The sequence below is a fragment of the Gammaproteobacteria bacterium genome, from assembly GCA_040183005.1.
Lineage (GTDB): Bacteria > Pseudomonadota > Gammaproteobacteria.
Map to the genome: position 1 here is coordinate 866,695 of JAMPIW010000007.1, position 18,229 is coordinate 884,923.

Annotated in this window: 16 protein-coding genes and 1 pseudogene; all 17 read right to left on the minus strand. The window is 49.6% G+C overall.

Translation table 11 applies throughout. From position 1 onward, the window contains the following. The 17 genes and pseudogenes from M3A44_09985 to fliJ all read right to left on the minus strand — a co-directional run bounded on the left by M3A44_09985 (position 1) and on the right by fliJ (position 18,160). Positions 1–801, minus strand: a complete 801-nt coding sequence (locus tag M3A44_09985; protein ID MEQ6341957.1) for a hypothetical protein — start codon at positions 799–801, stop codon at positions 1–3. Between the two features lie 253 nt (positions 802–1,054). Continuing rightward, positions 1,055–1,873 carry a citryl-CoA lyase gene (locus M3A44_09990; protein ID MEQ6341958.1) on the minus strand — a complete coding sequence of 273 codons (819 nt, stop codon included), beginning with the start codon at positions 1,871–1,873 and terminating at the stop codon, positions 1,055–1,057. Positions 1,874–2,078: 205 nt separating this feature from the next. After that, positions 2,079–2,630, minus strand: a complete 552-nt coding sequence (locus tag M3A44_09995; GenBank protein MEQ6341959.1) for a transposase — start codon at positions 2,628–2,630, stop codon at positions 2,079–2,081. 124 nt (positions 2,631–2,754) lie between these two features. Further along, entirely contained in the window at positions 2,755–4,692 is a 1,938-nt protein-coding gene (locus tag M3A44_10000; GenBank protein MEQ6341960.1) for a thiamine pyrophosphate-binding protein, read from the minus strand. A 104-nt stretch (positions 4,693–4,796) separates the two neighbouring features. Beyond that, positions 4,797–6,533 (minus strand): SpoIIE family protein phosphatase, encoded by a 1,737-nt coding sequence (locus M3A44_10005; protein MEQ6341961.1) that lies wholly within the window; start codon positions 6,531–6,533, stop codon positions 4,797–4,799. Between the two features lie 37 nt (positions 6,534–6,570). After that, positions 6,571–6,876, minus strand: coding sequence for an STAS domain-containing protein (locus M3A44_10010; GenBank protein ID MEQ6341962.1), 306 nt, complete (start codon positions 6,874–6,876; stop codon positions 6,571–6,573). A 47-nt stretch (positions 6,877–6,923) separates the two neighbouring features. Next, positions 6,924–8,132, minus strand: a complete 1,209-nt coding sequence (locus M3A44_10015; protein MEQ6341963.1) for a methyl-accepting chemotaxis protein — start codon at positions 8,130–8,132, stop codon at positions 6,924–6,926. 21 nt (positions 8,133–8,153) lie between these two features. After that, positions 8,154–9,227 carry a chemotaxis response regulator protein-glutamate methylesterase gene (locus M3A44_10020; GenBank protein ID MEQ6341964.1) on the minus strand — a complete coding sequence of 358 codons (1,074 nt, stop codon included), beginning with the start codon at positions 9,225–9,227 and terminating at the stop codon, positions 8,154–8,156. A 30-nt stretch (positions 9,228–9,257) separates the two neighbouring features. After that, the gene (gene cheD, locus M3A44_10025; protein MEQ6341965.1) at positions 9,258–9,911 is read right to left on the minus strand and encodes a chemoreceptor glutamine deamidase CheD; all 654 of its coding nucleotides are present in this window, start codon (positions 9,909–9,911) and stop codon (positions 9,258–9,260) included. A gap of 7 nt (positions 9,912–9,918) precedes the next feature. Then, positions 9,919–10,748 (minus strand): annotated as a pseudogene (locus tag M3A44_10030) (protein-glutamate O-methyltransferase CheR). 17 nt (positions 10,749–10,765) lie between these two features. Beyond that, complete coding sequence (locus tag M3A44_10035; GenBank protein ID MEQ6341966.1) at positions 10,766–14,059, minus strand: methyl-accepting chemotaxis protein; 3,294 nt, start codon at positions 14,057–14,059, stop codon at positions 10,766–10,768. Positions 14,060–14,125: 66 nt separating this feature from the next. Beyond that, on the minus strand, positions 14,126–14,281 hold the full coding sequence (locus tag M3A44_10040; GenBank protein ID MEQ6341967.1) for a hypothetical protein: 156 nt from the start codon (positions 14,279–14,281) through the stop codon (positions 14,126–14,128). A gap of 15 nt (positions 14,282–14,296) precedes the next feature. Next, positions 14,297–14,812, minus strand: a complete 516-nt coding sequence (locus M3A44_10045) for a chemotaxis protein CheW (protein ID MEQ6341968.1) — start codon at positions 14,810–14,812, stop codon at positions 14,297–14,299. 12 nt (positions 14,813–14,824) lie between these two features. Next, complete coding sequence (locus M3A44_10050; protein MEQ6341969.1) at positions 14,825–16,906, minus strand: chemotaxis protein CheA; 2,082 nt, start codon at positions 16,904–16,906, stop codon at positions 14,825–14,827. Between the two features lie 4 nt (positions 16,907–16,910). Next, positions 16,911–17,273, minus strand: coding sequence for a response regulator (locus M3A44_10055; protein ID MEQ6341970.1), 363 nt, complete (start codon positions 17,271–17,273; stop codon positions 16,911–16,913). Positions 17,274–17,315: 42 nt separating this feature from the next. Continuing rightward, positions 17,316–17,609, minus strand: a complete 294-nt coding sequence (locus M3A44_10060) for an STAS domain-containing protein (GenBank protein MEQ6341971.1) — start codon at positions 17,607–17,609, stop codon at positions 17,316–17,318. A 104-nt stretch (positions 17,610–17,713) separates the two neighbouring features. Beyond that, positions 17,714–18,160: a flagellar export protein FliJ gene (gene fliJ / locus M3A44_10065; protein ID MEQ6341972.1), complete on the minus strand. Its 447-nt coding sequence runs from the start codon at positions 18,158–18,160 to the stop codon at positions 17,714–17,716. Positions 18,161–18,229 lie beyond the last annotated feature (69 nt).

Genomic DNA, 18,229 nt, shown 5'->3' on the forward strand with positions numbered 1-18,229 from the left:
TCACCCCCATTCCCGCCGCGCCACACCCTCGTATATGACACGTCCACACCGCAACGGGAAAAACGCGCCTTCCGCCTGCTCGCTAGCATCCTTAAAACAAGGTGGCATTCCAGCAAAAAAGTACAAAGCCAAAAAAAGATAATAGTCCCTGGATGTGAAACCCATATCGGCGGCCAGCGCTGCCCCTAGCGCAGCGATATTCATTTGCAACCGTGGTCCTCTTTCGAGCAGCAGCTGTTCCACATCGAAAGCCAATCGCACACAAAAACCTTTATCAAAACCAAGTTCCTTAGCCAGCCGCAGCATGTGTGGGATGCGTTCGTCTGTTCTAGCGATGGGCCTACCATAACCATAAATTCGGCCGAATTTTTCTACTTCCTGCTTCACAAAATCGCTCAGAATCTTTCCCTCATCCAGGGCTTTTTTCGTCCTGCAGAAAAAATCAATGGCTTGAATAGCAGGGCGATGACCATAAATACTCGCCTCGGACACAGCAACTGCCGCACCCAAGGCCAGTGTCGCCGTACTGCGTGCCGTGCCGGCCAGCGCCACAACCCGGTTATTCCAAATACGTGGATCGGGATAACTGGTATTGGTCCAGATCGCGTTGAGCATCTTCAGTTGTTTCTCGTCGAAACGCCGCCCGGTGATGCCGAAGAGATATAACGCCATCCAGTCCATATCCGCCAGGTCCACATGCAGATCCTGGCCACGGTAAACCACCCGCTCACCGGAAAACCACTTACCCATCCGCGTCACCCAGCGGTCTTCACATTCCAGCAGTTTTTCAGGCCCGCGCATTGTGTGTGCTCCAGTCATCATTACCCCCGCCATCTTACCTTTGCTTGCCTTGGTGCGTGAGACGCACCCTACGCCCACTTGTTGTGGTGCGCATGACCCGCACGTAGGGTGCGCTGTGCGCACCATCACCCGGTCACATGCGGCACAACCCCGTCATGCTTGTTGTGGTGCGTATGACGCACCCTACACCCGCTTGTTGTGGCTCGCATGACGACCCACACCGTAGGGTGCGCCGCGCGCACCACTGTTTTTGTCACGCCGGCGCAACCCTCGTCCCCGGATCATCGAGCAATTCAATACCGTCGTGAAAAAACGGAAAATTGCGCCAGCCGTATTTCTCCTGTTCCAGGGCATGCACCGCCGCCCCCGGCAGGCGCAGCAGCAGATAAAGCATTTCACCCTCGCGGGGAGCAAATCCAAGATCGGTGAGCGCAGCTGCGGCTACGCCCGTCATTGCCAGCGGACATTCCACTGCCTGTTCCAGCTCTGTGCGATTTTGCGCCAGCCATGCGAGTGCGCCATTAGGACAGCACTGCTCCAGATACTCCAGCGTCTGGCGCACCGGCGTGGCACAACTCGCCCCATGCGGGTCGAACCCCGGTGGGTGTTCCATCGGCAGCCAGATGTCGGCGCGCTCTTCCTGGGGGGGATTGCTCAACCGTTCACGCCACGCGCCCAAGTCCTGCCCGCACGTCATCCAGCAGTCCATGGCGATCGCCACTTCATGCGCCCCGCCCAATTGCCCTGCACCCACCCCCAGCGCCGCCATCAGGCAGGCGGCATAGGTAGAGCCCCCCACCCCGCCGCACATCGCGGCATGGATGCTATGATCGCGCGGGCCGGGATTGGCCAGTGCGATGGCAAGCTTTTCCAATAATTTTGCTTGTGCGGGAGCAGGACGCTCCCGCTTGAACAACAGATAAAGATATTCACTCCAACTTGCCTTGGGCAGGATGTCGCCATAGACATCGTAACCGCTGCAATAGCAGGCCTTGGCGGCGAAGGGGTTATCTTCTTCGGGGATTTCTTCCCAGATTTTGCTGCGAATGGTTTCGGTTTTTTTGTCGGCCATCGTTTCCCCCATCTTTCCCTTGTCTGTATTGATGCGCGGCATACACCCTGCGTAATGTAGGGTGCGCCGCGCGCACCAGTGCCCGGTAGACGCCAATCGTACATCTTGGTGCGTGGGACGCCCCCTACGACCGTATCGAACAACGCATCACCATAGGGTGCGCCGCGCGCACCATTGCTCGGTGCGTAAGACGCACCCTACACTTTCATTCGCCAAATGAACCGTTCATGTGCAACTGGGCCTCGCTACCGCCCCAGTCGAGCGGATGATGACCCTCCTTCACAAAGCGGTGAAAGGTCGAATATGGCCAATCTTTCACATGCTGCACATGACCGTGCTTGACCGGGTTCCAATGGATATAATCAACATGCCGCTGGTAATCCTCTTCATCCCGGATCTGGTGTTCCCAAAAACGCCGCTGCCAGAGGCCCGCTTCCTTGCGCTTGGATCGCGAGGCGCTTAATCTTTGAGGGTGACAGTATCGCGCCGCACATTGCTGGCTCACATAACGTTTAATCACTCCCCAGCGCGCGGAAAAATCGGCATCCCCTTCCGGCAGCGTCCATATACAATGCAAATGGTCTGGCAACAGCACCCAGGCATCAATCTTGAACGGGAACCGCTCTTTCGTCTTGCGGATACCTTCCCGCAATGCATGCCGCACATCGTCCTGCGTCAATAGCGGCTGCCGCCGGTGGGTAGTGACAGTGAAAAAATAGGTACCGCCTGTCACATTAGCTCTGCGATAGTCCGGCATTCGATCCCGTGTGTTTTATGGTGCGTATGACGCACCCTACAAAAATCATCGGCATACCGTAGGGTGCGTCATACGTACCACACAAGTTACCCACGCCACGCAATACCGGTGCGTATGACACATCCTACGCCATCCCCAGCGACTTCATCCGCATCCCCATCGGCGGGACTTCTTTCGGGTCGATATACACGTCCAACAGGGTTGGCCTGTGGCGTTCGCACATGGCGGCGATGTCCAGCGCCTCCATGTCGCGGGGCGAATGAATCGAATAGGCGTCGGCGCCCATCGCGCGCGCCATGGCGGCGAAATCGACCCTGGGCAATTCAATGCCCACCTGCTCCGCGCCCGCCAAACGTTGACCATGCTTGGCAGTACCCAACGCCGCGTCGTTGAGAACCACAAAAATCACCGGCAATTTTTCGGCAACGGCCACGGTGATTTCCTGGCCGCTCATCAAAAAGCTGCCATCACCGGTGATGCACACCACGGTGCGGCGTTTGTCTCCCAGCGCCGTGCCGACCGCGGCGCCAATGGCCCAGCCCATCGAAGAAAAACCCATATTGACCCTAAACGCCCCCCCACCGGACGGGCGCTGTCCGGTGATGCGGCGATCGAAGGGATGCAAATAATGAATGGCCCAAATATAGCTGTTTCCGGTATCTACGACGAAACGGGTGTCGGGCGGAAATAGGCGGGCGAGATCATACATCAACCGCTGGGGCTTGATGGGCGTGGCATCGTCCAGGTATTTTTTCTCGTCTTGCAGCGCGAAATGACGCGCGGGCAGGCGTGCTCCGTCCACCTGCAGACTGTCCGGCCCGCGCTCTGCCACTAGACACAGCATTGGCGGCGCCGCAAGATTACCCATTCTTTCCATGCCGCGCCTTTCCATCGGCACGGCATCCTGTGCAGGCGTATCCAGCCTCCCTCTCTCCTCGCCTGGCGGGGAGAGGGTTGGCGTAAGGGACGCCATCGGCGGCGCGCTGCGGTAACGCTCGAGCAATGCCTCGAACACCGTGCGTATCCTACCAGCCACATGTGTACGCGCCATTGGTGAACGGGTAAAGTTTCGTTCCAAGGAATCGATATGAATCAGCCTATCATTCAGTAACGTATTCCCATCCCAGCCATTGGTGGAAAATTCATCCAGATTCGTGCCTATCGCCAGCACCAGGTCCACGCGCGGGTCTTGCAATGCCTCTACGGCGCTGGCATGGCCGGCAAAACCGAACACACCCCTGAAGTTGGGATGATAAGGATTGACGAGCCCCTTTCCTTGGGGCATGGCGACTATGCAGGCGTCCTTCAGCAGGGCAAATTCAAGAATATCGCCGACCGCCTCGCGGCACCCCTCTCCCACCACCAGCACGATACGCCTGGCCTCATCGATGGCGACACACAGCTTTTCGAAGGCGGTGCGATCCATCATGTTCGCCGGGTGCAACAGTTCTTGCAGCGAATAAGCGGGCGCAGCGCTCGGCAGCGGGGTACGCAATATATCAAGGGGAATGCTCAGGTGGGCTGGGCCATGCGAGGTGCGGCAAGCCGTAACGATGGCATCGACGAGCTTGACCTCCAGTTGCGCGACGTGGGACACCAGGGATGAATAGCGCGTGCAATGCTGGAACATCGCCACGGTATTGACGCCACTGCACGATGAATCCTGGATAGGCCCCCTGCCGAAGGTGGTGATAGGTGCTTGCGCGGTGATCACCAGCAGGGGAATGTTTTCCTGATAGGCGGAGGCGACGCCGGTGATCAGGTTGGTGGCGCCTGGCCCTGTAGTGGCGCAGCACACGCCCAGCCTGCCCGTTTCACGTGCATAACCTTCCGCCATGAAGGCAGCGCCGGTTTCATGACGCGCCACAATAGGGTGCGGCCCGCCACGCCGTGCGCTGCGCGCCAAGGCATTATATAAAGGCTCGATGGCCCCGCCCGGCACGCCGAAGACATATTCAACGCCAATTTGCGCCAGATAATTGACTAGCAAATCGCCCGCTTCTGCTACGGGCGCGGGTACTATGGCTGCATTCTCGATATCGGCGGGCAAAACAGAAGACATGACTTTCTCCTTGTGTGCATTGGCATGCGGTTTTTTTTGACGCCATGACCAACAACGTCAAAATAGCGTCACCCCGCAGCTTGATGCAATATATATGCCTCGCCTCAATACCTCCAGAAATAGACCGCCTCGGCAATATTGCCACTCCCGGAAAATTGAATGCTGTCACACAGATCCCGCACCAATCCAATACCACGCCCACTGGCAATGGTGCCTTCATTCAGAACAAATGACTTCTTCTGGTGGTCGAAACCAGGGCCGCTGTCTTCAACCCTTATGACCAACTTGCCGCCCGTATCGTATGGGGCATGGGCAAGATCAATCCTGATCCGGCCCTGTTGCAACGCCGCAAGCCCTCTCGCCCGTAATTGATAATATTCCGCAAAGCCATGCGGGGTTGCCTTAAGAGCAGAATCCAGGCCCAGCAGTCCGTGATCCAGCGAGTTTGAAAAAAGTTCCGCGATTATTGTGTACAAATGTTCGCGGTGTCCACGCAGCCCCTGGATCTCCATTAACATATGAATCAACAATGGCAGCGGGTCGAAATTGCGCAGGATATCCGGCCCGAATTCCAGCGTTATTTGCCATTCCATGGCGGAAACAGATGACTGCATCACCCTCCCCTGTTCAGCAACATCAAAATGATGCGCAGCCAGTCCGTCACAGGTAAGCTCAATCAAGGTGATATCATCGGAATGACTCTGATCTCCGATAAAGTTCAGCAACCCGTTGCGAATTCCATTAAACCGGTTTTCGGCGCCCTCGTTACTCAGCAGGAATTGCTCAAGACGGGCTTGCCCGAACATCTCTCCACGTGGATTCCATGCCTCAATCACCCCGTCCGTATACAAATAAATGGAGTCTCCATTGCTAAACTCGCTGTATTCCAGGGCAGTGTCAAACTTGTCGTCCCCCACCACGCCCAAAGGCAGGTGTCTTGATATAAAGCGCTGATGAATGCCCCTGCCGTCGCCAAGCACCAAAACGTCAGGAACGCCACCATTCCAGGCAGAGATTTGATGTTCACCAGGGTCCAGATCAAGAAGGCATGCCGCGCAAAACAGGCCCGGAGGAAGGATCATCCTCAACTTACGGTTGATCTCGGTGACAATCTCCCCGATGGAGAAACCCTTGGCAGTCATACGATAAAAAATATCGGCGACAGGTATGGCGCCTATTGCAGCGGACAATCCATGACCAGTAAAATCCCCCAGCATCACCCGCATCCCGCCCGAGGGCTTGCGCGCGGCAAGCAACAAATCGCCATTGAACAACGCCATCGGTGACAGCAGATATTTTATGCAAGGCTCACTGAGGCTGCTGGAGTGCATAATATTGGAAAATACCTTCTGAGCGACCTCCTGTTCCTTCAGTATCCTGTCTTGGTGGTAAACCAACTCATCCCGTTGCAGCTTCACAGTGGAATGCAGTTTACTGGCGCGGGCCAAAGCATCAATTTTTGCCTGAAGGATTACGCGGCTATAGGGTTTCGTGAGGAAGTCGTCCCCCCCGCACTCCACACACTTGGCAAGCGCCCGCTCATCGTCCAGGGCCGTCAGAAATATCACGGGAACAAAACGTTCTCCAGCACGCTTCTTGATCTGCCGCGTCGCCTCATACCCATCCATGCCTGGCATCATGACATCCATCAATACCATGTCAGGCTGCTCCCGCTCAAAAGCAGCTACCGCCTCACCACCATCCCTGGCCATAATGGCGTGATGACCAGCACTTGATAAAATCGCTTTAAGCAATAAAAGATTGCTGAGCTCATCATCAACAATCAAAATATTCAGCGAAAAGCCAGCCACAACATCCTTACCATTGTTGAAAGACAGCATAAATTAAAGGCCTCGGCCCATGCACTTCCGTGCTAAATCAATCAATATTAAACAGTTTATTGAAATTGGCTATTTCAAGGATTTTTTTGATTTCCTTGCTGCTGTTAATTATCCTTATATCGGATGCCTCCCCACCCGCATGATCACGCAACAACAATAGCATCCCAAGAGCCGAACTATCCATATACTCAGTTCCCTTCATATCGATTACATATTTTTTTATACCATCTCCCGCTTTCTCATAGGCCTGACGAAAATCGCTGTGAATATTAAAGTCAAACCGTCCGACAACACTCATCGTAACAGTATCGCCATCCGCTGATTTTTGCGCTGTCAATGCCATGTCACATCTCCATTATCATAAAATAAATACTGCTTCATTACTTAAATCTAGAAAAGCTCAATGTCACCAGAATTCATGGAACTCTGGGCTACGGGATTATGTATTTGTTTATCCCACTCCTTTCGCATATTAGAGATTTCAGATCTCATTCCTCTCATAAAGAGAATATACTCCATTGCCGTCTCTGCTTTTGTTGCTAAAGTTCTTTTTTCAGCGTCACTTATGAAGCTTTCAACATTATCAAGCCGAGCCATGATATAACCCATCAATTGTCCGGCGATGTCCTCAAACTGCAATGCCCTTACCGCCATATTGACATCCTCATTGATTTTCTTGGCAACGCCTCCAATATCACCCAGCTTTTGCGACACGATCAAATCCATTTCACCAATTTCACAAAGCATGTCATTGACCCGCCCTTTGGCCGAAATGGCAATGTTCATATCTCTTTTAGCCACTTCAGCAACAATATCACGCGCATCGCCAATGGTTGACTTCATTTTTTGCGCTTGAAACCGTATCTGGTCGTTAAATCGGGTGGAATGCTGAGAAAGCTTGCGTACTTCCGACGCCACGACGGCAAATCCGCGGCCTGCCTCACCTGCCCTGGCCGCTTCAATCGCTGCATTAAGAGCCAGCAAATTGGTTTGGTCGGCGATCATTTTAACATCCGACAACAACGAAAATATCCCATCCATCTCCTGTACTATATCGTCAATTTTATAGACAGTCTTTACGCTTTGCTTGCCTGTATCCACAAGAATGTCGATAAGATACTGCAAAACAGAACCCGCTTCGCCAATAAAGTCCTTGATGTTTACGTTCTTATTTTCCCCATCACCTGACATTCCAGAGGCATTGTCAATCAAAACGCGCACCATGCCCTCCTGCGCCTGCGTTTCGTTATTCAATCCATTAAAGCTATCGCTCAACTGAACAACCGCATCGCGCACCAGCTCCCGTGATTTATCAAGGTCGCTTCGTATACTCGCAACTTCATCATGAATTAGTAGATTCATCTCTCCCAACAAGTGACGCATCTCTTGATCGATGGAATAAATGTCATTTTCATTGCCATTTCCATTAATGTTACTCTTGCTGGAAAATATGGCAAAAGAAGTCCAAGCCCAGGTCAAAGAAGTTGCTAGTATCAAAAATAACGACAGCCAGACATTAGAGGACAGAAACTGCCCCCCCAGGGATACTACGCTGACAAGAATGGCCGGCCAGTACATTTTTATGAAATTAATCGCCATCCCCTACGGCCCCTATTAAACTTACTTAACTAATGAGAAAATCTTTGCGGCAATTTTCTCAAGGGGCAATATACTATCCACCCCTCCCATTTTTACAGCCTCCCCGGGCATACCCCACACCACGCTGGTCTTTTCATCCTGAGCTATAGTAGGAGATCCGGCATCGTGCATCTCCTTGAGCCCGCACGCTCCGTCATCGCCCATACCTGTAAGTATCACTCCCACAGCATTGGGGCCGACATTCTGCGCCACGGAACGGAACATCACATCGACAGAGGGCCGATGGCGATTAACGGGAGGACCATCGTTTAGTCGGCACACGTAACGGGCGCCATCACGCATCACAAGCAGGTGGCGATTACCGGGGGCAATATAGGCGTGGCCTGGGAGAACAATCTGTCCATCCTGCGCCTCGCACACCGTCATTGCCGAAACACTGTCCATGCGTTTGGCAAAGGGCGCACTGAATGCCTCGGGGATATGCTGGGTAATGACTGTGCCGGGCGAATCGGCGGGCATACGAATCAATACCTCTTTAATCGCCTCCGTTCCACCCGTGGAGGCGCCAATCGCGATGATGCACTCGGTGGTTTTAAAGTGTTTATTAGGATGCTGCCCGGACAATATCGCATCTGCACTGTATTTTGGCTGTACAGGGGCAGGTTTGGCAGAACTTTTCTCCAGCGTCCTTACCTTCACGGCCGCGGCCATTTTAACTTTAGCGATTATCTCTTCCGTATAATCGGCAAGGGAATAGGCAAGATCCGTCTTTGGCTTGGACACAAAGTCGACGGCACCCAGCTCAAGCGCCTGCAGAGTTATATCCGCCCCTTTTTCCGTCAGGGACGACACCATAACGACAGGCATGGGATGCAGCCGCATCAGATTACCAAGAAATGTAAGTCCATCCATGCGCGGCATTTCAACGTCTAGCGTTATAACATCAGGATTAAGCTGTTTTATCTTCTCCCTGGCGATAAATGGATCTGATGCCGTAGCCACCACTTCTATGGCACGGTCAGAGTTAAGTATTTCCGTCAACATCTTCCGCACCAGAGCCGAATCATCGACAACCAATACGCGTATTTTACTCATTGCATTCATTGCCCTATTCCAGAAAATGATTCAGAAAAGATCGACCTCTCCCGACACGGGCTCCATCTTCAATTTATCAACATAGGCATTTTCACGCTCGGCTATTGTATTATTATGTATCGCATGCAGCTTCTTGATCATAACCTTTCCTGTCATCGGAAAATAAAGCACCTTTCGTGGAAAAATGTCGCCAGTATCTTCCCCCGCAAGCCTCAACTCTTCGAGACGAATGTAATTCTTCACAAACTCTATATTGCGCCGGCCCACATCCGTCGCATGTGCCAGAATCCTCCCCCCGCCAAATATTTTTACCTCCAGATTATTACGGCTTCCCCCATGCTTAAGGATGGCATTTACAAGATGCTCCATGGCGTAGTTTCCATACCGCGCAGACTCACTTACCACGCTATTCCCCCAACTATTTGCATCGCCACTTACATTGCCAGGCAACATAAAATGATTCATTCCACCTATACCAAAGACCGTGTCCCTGATGCAGGCTGAGATGCATGACCCAAGCACCGTGGCGATCATTTCGTTACGCGCCGTTACATAATATTCACCAGGTAGAATCTTGGCCCCGTAGGCATTCCGGGTTGGGTCCCAGTAGTGATTGATGTGCTCAAAACCGGGCAATACCTCCGGGAACTCATACGCAACACTCTCAGCTTTCCGGACTCTCATACCGCCCCTATTTAACTCTTTTGTATATTGTTTTTCCAAGCAAATCGAAGCGATCCGACACTCTATGCAACGATTCGGAATGCCCTATAAAGAGATGCCCTGTTATATCAATCAAGTCGGCAAAGCGGTTAAATATCTTCTTTTGCGTCTCCTTATCAAAATAGATAACGACATTCCTGCAAAAAATGATGTCCAGAGGCCCATGAACTGGCCATTTTTCCATGAGATTTAACTGCTGAAATGTGATCATATCTCGCAACTCAGACGAAACGCGAACCACTCCATCATTACTCCCCTTTCCTTTCATAAACCATCGTTTTAAGTAGTGCTGTTGCATTCCCTTGACCCTATCTTCGTTATACAGGCCTTCCTGAGCCGTAGCGAGCACGTTGGAATCAATGTCGGTAGCCAGTATCTTGACATCCCAGTCCCGCGGCACACTTTCCTTGACGACCATCGCTATCGAATAAGGTTCCTCTCCCGTTGAACACCCGGCGGACCATATACGCAGCCGCCGGGTATGGCCTTTTTTTTTAACAGCTCAGGAAGCACAATAGTTTTCATATGATCAAAATGATGCATCTCCCTGAAAAAAGCCGTAAGATTAGTAGTAATGGCGTTAGTGAAATTTATCATTTCCCCTTCATCGCCATCTTGCAGCAATACGCAATAATCTTTAAAACTATCCAGGCCGATTTTCCTTAACCTCCTCGACAAGCGGCTGTATACCAGTTCCCTCTTGGATTCCGACAAGGTGATACCCATCCGCTGGTAGGCCAGCTCACGGAGCCAATTGAAATCCTTGTCGGTGAATATAAATTCCCGCTCTTGTTCCATTATCCTTATCTCCTTGCTTAAAACTCTTCCCACTCACCATCGTCCTTGCTGGACTTTGGTGATGGGCTGGCCTTCTCGCTGCTGCGTGAGGTTCCGGAAAACCTCTCCCGCGACGATGGCGCCATTCCCTGTCTTCCAGGACTGCCTTTATTGCTGCTGCCATTCCCGCGTACAGCCGATGCGGTCTTGCCGTTTATGCTTCTTCCCACACTTGCCGAACTTTGGCGAGAGGAATTGGCGATACGTCTGTCGATCTGCGAGGGTTCCCGTCCCTCTTCACTAATTTTGAAAAACTCCATTAATTGCCCCAGACCCTTCGCCTGCTCATCCATCGCCTCACTGGCCGCCGCTGCTTCCTCTACCAGGGCGGCATTCTGCTGGGTGACCTCATCCATTTGCATGACGGCCTTGTTAACCTGATCAATGCCAGCCGACTGCTCCTGACTGGCCGCTGCAATTTCCGCGATGATATCACTGACCTTTTTCACGGAGCCGACTATTTCGCTGAGTGTCTTGCCTGACGCATCAACCAGACGAGTCCCTTCATCGACTTTCTCCACACTGTCCTTGATCAGGCTCTTAATCTCCTTGGCAGCCGTGGCACTGCGCTGCGCCAGATTGCGGACTTCGGCAGCCACCACCGCGAACCCTCTGCCTTGCTCACCGGCACGCGCCGCTTCGACTGCGGCATTCAACGCCAGAAGATTGGTCTGGAAGGCAATCTCGTCGATGACACCGATGATGTCGGAAATTTTCTTACTGCTGCTATTGATGGCCCCCATGGCGGAAATCGCGCTACCGACCACTTCGCCGCCCTTTTCGGCCTGCTCTCGCGCATTAGACGCCAACTGATTGGCCTGGCGGGCATTATCGGCATTTTGTTTTACGGTACTGGTCAGCTCCTCCATGCTGGAGGCGGTCTCTTCCAGCGAAGAGGCCTGCTCCTCGGTACGCTGACTGAGATCCGTGTTGCCTTGTGCAATTTCCGTGGCCGCCGAGGAAATATTGACAGTCGCCTCACGGATATCACCAACCATCTTGAAGAGATTATCAATCGAGGTATTGATGCTGTCGCTCAGCTCGGCAAACTCACCCTTGAAATCACCCTCCATCTTCTGGGTCAGATCACCCTCGGCCAACAAGCCTATTACCCGTGAGCTCTCGCGGACAGGCGATACAATGGTCTCCATAAGCTGATTGATGCTGTCAGCCATCTTCCGTATGGATCCATCATAGCGGGATACATCAATACGATTGTCAAGCTTACCTAACAGAGCCGTGTCTATAAGTGTTTGAATCTGGCGCTCGGCATCCTTCTGTTGACTGATATCCGTGGCATATTTGACCACTTTGAACGGCTTGCCAGTGAGATCATAGATCGGGTTATAACTGGCCTGAATCCAGACCTCCTTGCCACCCTTGCCAATCCGCATGTACTGCCCGGCATCGTATTCACCACGGTTGAGCCTCTCCCAGAAGGCGCGGTATTCAGGACTCTGACGATACCCGGCCTCCACAAACATGCTGTGGTGCTGCCCCTGTATTTCCTTCAAGGTATACCCCAGCGCATTAAGGAAATTCTCATTCGCCGAGATGATCGTCCCGTCCATATTGAATTCGATTATCGCCTGTGCCTTGCTAATTGCCGCGATCTGGCCATCATAGTCGGCATTTTTCTCTTCCTTTTGGCGAAGATCGGTTACATCATGCCATTCAAGACAATTCCCGATGTAGCCTCCTTGCACATCACAGAGGGCCGTGACATTGATCCTGAACACTAAAGGCCCTACTTTAATATCGGTCGAGTACGGAAGATTTGCTGGATCACCTAATACTTTTCTCTGATGAGCGGGATTTTTATGGAAAATGTCGATACACGTTCCGGCCAACTTACTTACGTTGAATCCAGGATAAAGCGATCTTAATGTCTGCTCGTGTTTCGATAACAGGGCTACTGTCGATTCATTCGCATAGGTTATCACCAGATCTCTGTCAATCATCATGATCGGCGTCATGGCACGTTCAACCGCCGACTGGAGCTTGACAACCTCACCTTCCTTTTTCCTCAGATCGGTTACATCAGACCACTCCAGACAATTCCCGGTGTACTCTCCGGCGCTATTAATCAAGGCTGTGACATTGATCCGGAATGTCAACGGACCGACCTTGATATCGGTGAAGTAGGGAAGGTTCCCCGGGTCGCCCAACATCCTCCTCTGGTGAGTGGGATTCTTATGGAAAATGTCGATACACGTTCCGATCAGATTATTTACGCTGAATCCAGGATAAAGCGATCTTAGCGTCTGTTCGTGTTTCGACAATAGATCCACCGTCGATTCATTCGCATAGGTAATCACCAGATCTCTGTCAATCATCATGATTGGCGTCATGGCGCCACCTACCGACGACTGGAGCCTGGCAACCTCGTTTTCATTCTTTCTCAGGTCAGTCACGTCTGACCATTCCAGGCAGTTTCCGATATACTCCCTGGAATTATCCAGCAATGCCGTCACGTTAATACGGAATGTCAAGGGGCCGACCTTTATATCCGTTGAGTAGGGAAGATTGTTCGGATCACTTAACATCTTCCTCTGATGAGAGGGGTTCTTATGAAATATGTCTATACATGTTCCGACGACATTGTCGACCTTGAATCCAGGATACAATTTACGCAATGTTTCTTCATTTTTTCTTAAAATATTAATAGTGGCTTCATTTGCGTAGGTAATGACCAAATCCCTGTCGATCATCATAATCGGCGTCATGGCGCCAGAAACAGCGGACTTCATTTTCATCATCTCATGATCAACGCCAGCATCATGGATATCCTTGGTGGATTGACGACCTCTTGTGGACATGCCTTTGTTCTCCTGTGAATATGCCTTCAACATAATGGATGTAACTGTATTTAACGCCCCGGACCAGGCTGCATGAACCTTATCCGTCCATGCGTCCCCCGCCACCTCTGCCATGACATCAAGCAAGGTTTCGACTACGGCCTGATAATGCTCTTTCTTTGCCCCATACTTCTGGTGCTTCTTCCCCAGACCGGACAGAATTTCTCCGAGAGACTCTGGATTTCTTATGTTTTTTACGACAAGGGAAAGTGCCGCTAGCAATTTCCTCTGCTGTTCATGTATCGAGATTTTTCCGAACAGAGGTTTTACCTGAGGATATCTTTCAAAGAGTTCTTCGTAGAACCTCTTGACCAGATAATCTCCCTTTGGCGATAGCCTATTAAACGTCTTTTCAATGATAGAAACATCAAAACCGGCTTTTTCTGGCTCTTCTGAAGTCAGCTTCTTTCTCATATTAATTATCCTGAATTTAATAAATTCACATATATGGTTTAAAACATGGCTACAAAAGGGGTTTCATTACCCATTCCAAGCCATGCTAGAAAATATTTCTTCAATAAAGCTCTCTTCCGTCAATTTCTCATGGAATACTAATGATCCTATTTCAGGGTCATCTCCATCCTTTCCGGAAACACTATTTTCGAAAGATTTTTCGAAATTATCGATTGAGTTCATAATTAATCCTTAAGATCAATTAACTGGTATATCGAGAGGGAGCGCGACAGATGAGTTAAGAAGGTGATCTATATCAAGAATAATCACCATTTTCTCTGATACCGCCGCCAATCCTTTTATAAAGTCGACGCTCATCGCCCTGCCAAAATCAGGTGGCTGTTTTATTTCATCCGCCGACACGTTATAAACATCTGAAACGGCATCCACAACAATCCCAACCGTCCTGTTACCATCACCACCGACAACCTTAAGAACAATCACCACAGTCGTTGGCCCATACTCGGCGTCTTCCAGACCAAATCGGCTTCTCAAATCAACTATGGGAACGATAGTTCCTCTAAGATTGATCACACCCTTAATGTATTCAGGAGTGTTTGGAATGACCGTAGCCTTATTCCACCCTTTTATCTCCTGCACCCTGAGAATATCTACCCCATACTCTTCTCCGGCCAGCATGAATGTCAGATATTGGTTTGAGTAAACTAGGGACTCATTGGTATATATATGTTGTTCAAGTTGATTGTTATTCATGGCGCGTTCTCCTTATGCTGCCTTGCCATTGGCAATAAATGTAGGTGTCTTTGAGATAGGCAAGCCTGTCTGATGAGACAGTCGAATTAGACTGGATACATCCATAATCAGGGCCACAGTGCCATCTCCAAGTATGGTAGCCCCCGAAACACCTTCCACACGCTTAAAGTTCGTCTCCAGACTCTTGATAACGACTTGCTGCTGATCCAGCAAGTCATCAACTAAAATCCCTGCTTTCTTTCCATCTCCTTCGACAACCACCAAGAGACCGCCATTCAGATTCGTGTTTTTTGAGGGGATATTGAATACGTCATAAAGCCTGATGATAGGTATATATTCGTCCCTGATTTTGTACACTTCCGCCTTTCCTGCAATTAAACTCATATTTTTTTCACTTATCTGTAACGATTCAATGATCGAAACAAGGGGTACGATGTATATCTGATCCCCGGCACTGACCAATTGTCCATCAAGAATCGCCAGGGTCAGGGGTAGCCTGATAACGAATGAAGTTCCCTTACCCTCTTTCGACACAACCTCTATCTTCCCACCCAGGTCGTGAATATTCCTCTTCACAACATCCATTCCGACGCCGCGCCCTGACACATCACTGACTATTTCTGCGGTTGAGAACCCTGGCAAGAATATTAAGTCGTTTATTTGTTCTTCAGACAGTAATTCATCTTCCTTGATAAGGCCTCTATCTTTTGCCTTTTTCGTAATTTTCTCCCTATTGAGGCCGCTCCCATCGTCGCTTATTTCTATCATAATGTTTCCACCCTTATGATAGGCGTTAAGATGGAGCAATCCAGCCGATGGCTTGCCGGCCGCCTTTCTATCGTTAGGCATTTCAATACCATGATCAATGGAGTTGCGCACCAAATGTACAAGGGGGTCGCCTATCTTCTCCATAACCGTCTTGTCCATCTCTGTGCTTTCCCCAGACATCTTTAACTCAATTTCTTTTCCAAGCTTCTGGCTAAGATCATGCACCATACGCGGGAATCGATTGAAGGCGAAGCTAATAGGCAGCATCCGAATGCGCATGACGCTTTCCTGAAGCTCCCTAGTATTGCGCTCCAACTGTGAAAGCCCATCACGCAACATGGCGATCTGACTGTTATCAAAATCCTTTCCTAACTGGGCCAGCATGGATTGAATGATGACTAACTCTCCGACCATATTTATCAGATCGTCAACCTTATCTATACTTACTCTAATAGAGCTATTTTCCACCGAACCTGAAGATACCCTCCTTTCGGGAGAAAGTCTCTTTTCTTCAATTAATGGAAGATCATGAGGGTTATCGTCTTTTGTTTTTTCATCATTAACATGACCAATATTATTATCATTTCTTGCTATTGATTCTTTTTCATACTCGTGCAGTATTTTTTCTATTTTTAAATCGCACTCGCCATCAACCCAATCGAACACTTCAGATATTTTTTCACTTGAAACATCCGAGTTTATCGATATTCTCCATGATAAATAGCATTCTTCAGGATTCATATCGCTGAATCCCGGCATCTTTGACGAATCTACTTTTACTGAAATCTCACCTAAAGAACTTAACTCTCCGAACATCCTTACAGGATCGTTCCCTGTTATTAGCATATTCACATACGGAATGAATTCTATATCCCAGCCTTTCCCGCGAGTTTTTTCTACTTTTATATCTTTATAATCACATGAACCCCCTTCTTTTTTATCGGAAAGAAGATTTTCTAGTTTTTGTTGTATATCAACCACTCTGGGAGCATCCACAGCAGATCCGTCACGTGCCGATACAAGCAGATCACGCAGGCAATCTACGGATAGCAACAACAGGTTAACGGCATCTTCCGTTACATTCCTTCGTTGATCCCGCATTTCATCAAGCAACGTTTCCATCACGTGAGTAAAACCAGCCACACTGGAAAATCCAAAGGTTGCCGCCCCTCCTTTTATTGAGTGCGCCGCGCGGAATATGGCATTTACCACATCGACATCCGCCATACCAACATCAAGATTAAGGAGCCCCGACTCCATAACCCCAAGCCCTTCGAAGCTTTCTTCAAAGAACGTCTGGTGAAATTGAGACATATCTATTGACATTGTTTTATCCCAAAACTTTCTTGATAGTGGCAATAAGCTGCTCTGGATTAAATGGCTTTACCAACCAGCCGGTGGCCCCTGCCGCTTTGCCTTCATTCTTTTTATTATCAGCCGACTCCGTAGTCAGCATCAGCATGGGAGTGAACTTGTAGTTTGGAAGGGCTCTTAGTTGTCGAATCAAGGTTATTCCGTCCATGTTTGGCATATTCACATCCGTCAAAACAAGATTAACCTTTTCTGTTTGTGCTTTTTTTAAGGCATCTTGCCCATCAACCGCTTCAACAACTTCAAAACCTGCGCCTTTAAGTGTAAATGACACCATTTGACGCATGGATGCGGAATCATCAACAGCCAGTATCTTTGTCATTTCTATTTTTCCTGATTAAAAGAAGCTTCTTATAATCTATAATCATTTAAGCCTAAGAGCCTCATCAACTCCAATTATCCGCGCTGAAACACGCAATCTTTCGGATGGATTATTCCATGAAACATCTATTCCTCTGGATGAAGCCTCTTGAAAAAATGAATACAAAACCTGCAATATTGCAGTATCTGCTCTCTCAACATTTTCCGCATCAATTGTGATAGGAACATTCATTTCCATTGATTTTTTTAATTTTTTGTAGAAATCACCGGCAACTGATATATCCATAATTTCTTCGCAGGATATTTTTTCAATCATTATTGATTGGCTGTTATTCATTATTCCCCCTCTGAATTACCTTTCTAAAACACAGTTTCTTTACATGTTGTTAATATTTGTTAATTAATCATATGCTGTTAATATCGGTATTTATAACGGTAACTTTAGCTATCTCGATCATTTTCTTTGATCAGGGAATATCTCTCGTCCTCCGCGCTTTGCTCGCGCCGTGTTTCGGCTCTCGTCTCTTCTTTATGGTGCTTTGCAACAACGCTGTTCAGCGCCTTGGACCTACTGCGCGCCTGATACCATATACGTAGTTTTCCTTCAAATTCACGCTGACTATTTTCGATGAGCTTTTCCTGGTGGACGATTGCGGCATTCAGGTTAGCAAGGAACACTCTATATTCATGCAGTTGGATTGCGGGGATTCCGTTCTTTCCCCATGCACTGAAGCGCGCGGTGTATTCTTCACGATAGGTATTAAGATCGGCAAGCCTGGCCTGCCGCTCGGTAAGGATGCGCTTGCTTTCCGCCAGGGCTCTGGCAGTATCGCGCTCTTTGGTATCTGAGGCCTTAATAACTGGCTTCAGGCGTTGTGATTTGGTCATAGGAAATCCACCAGATACTTTTATGTAGGGTGGGTTAGCATTTTTTGCGTAACCCACCAAGCGTTGCGA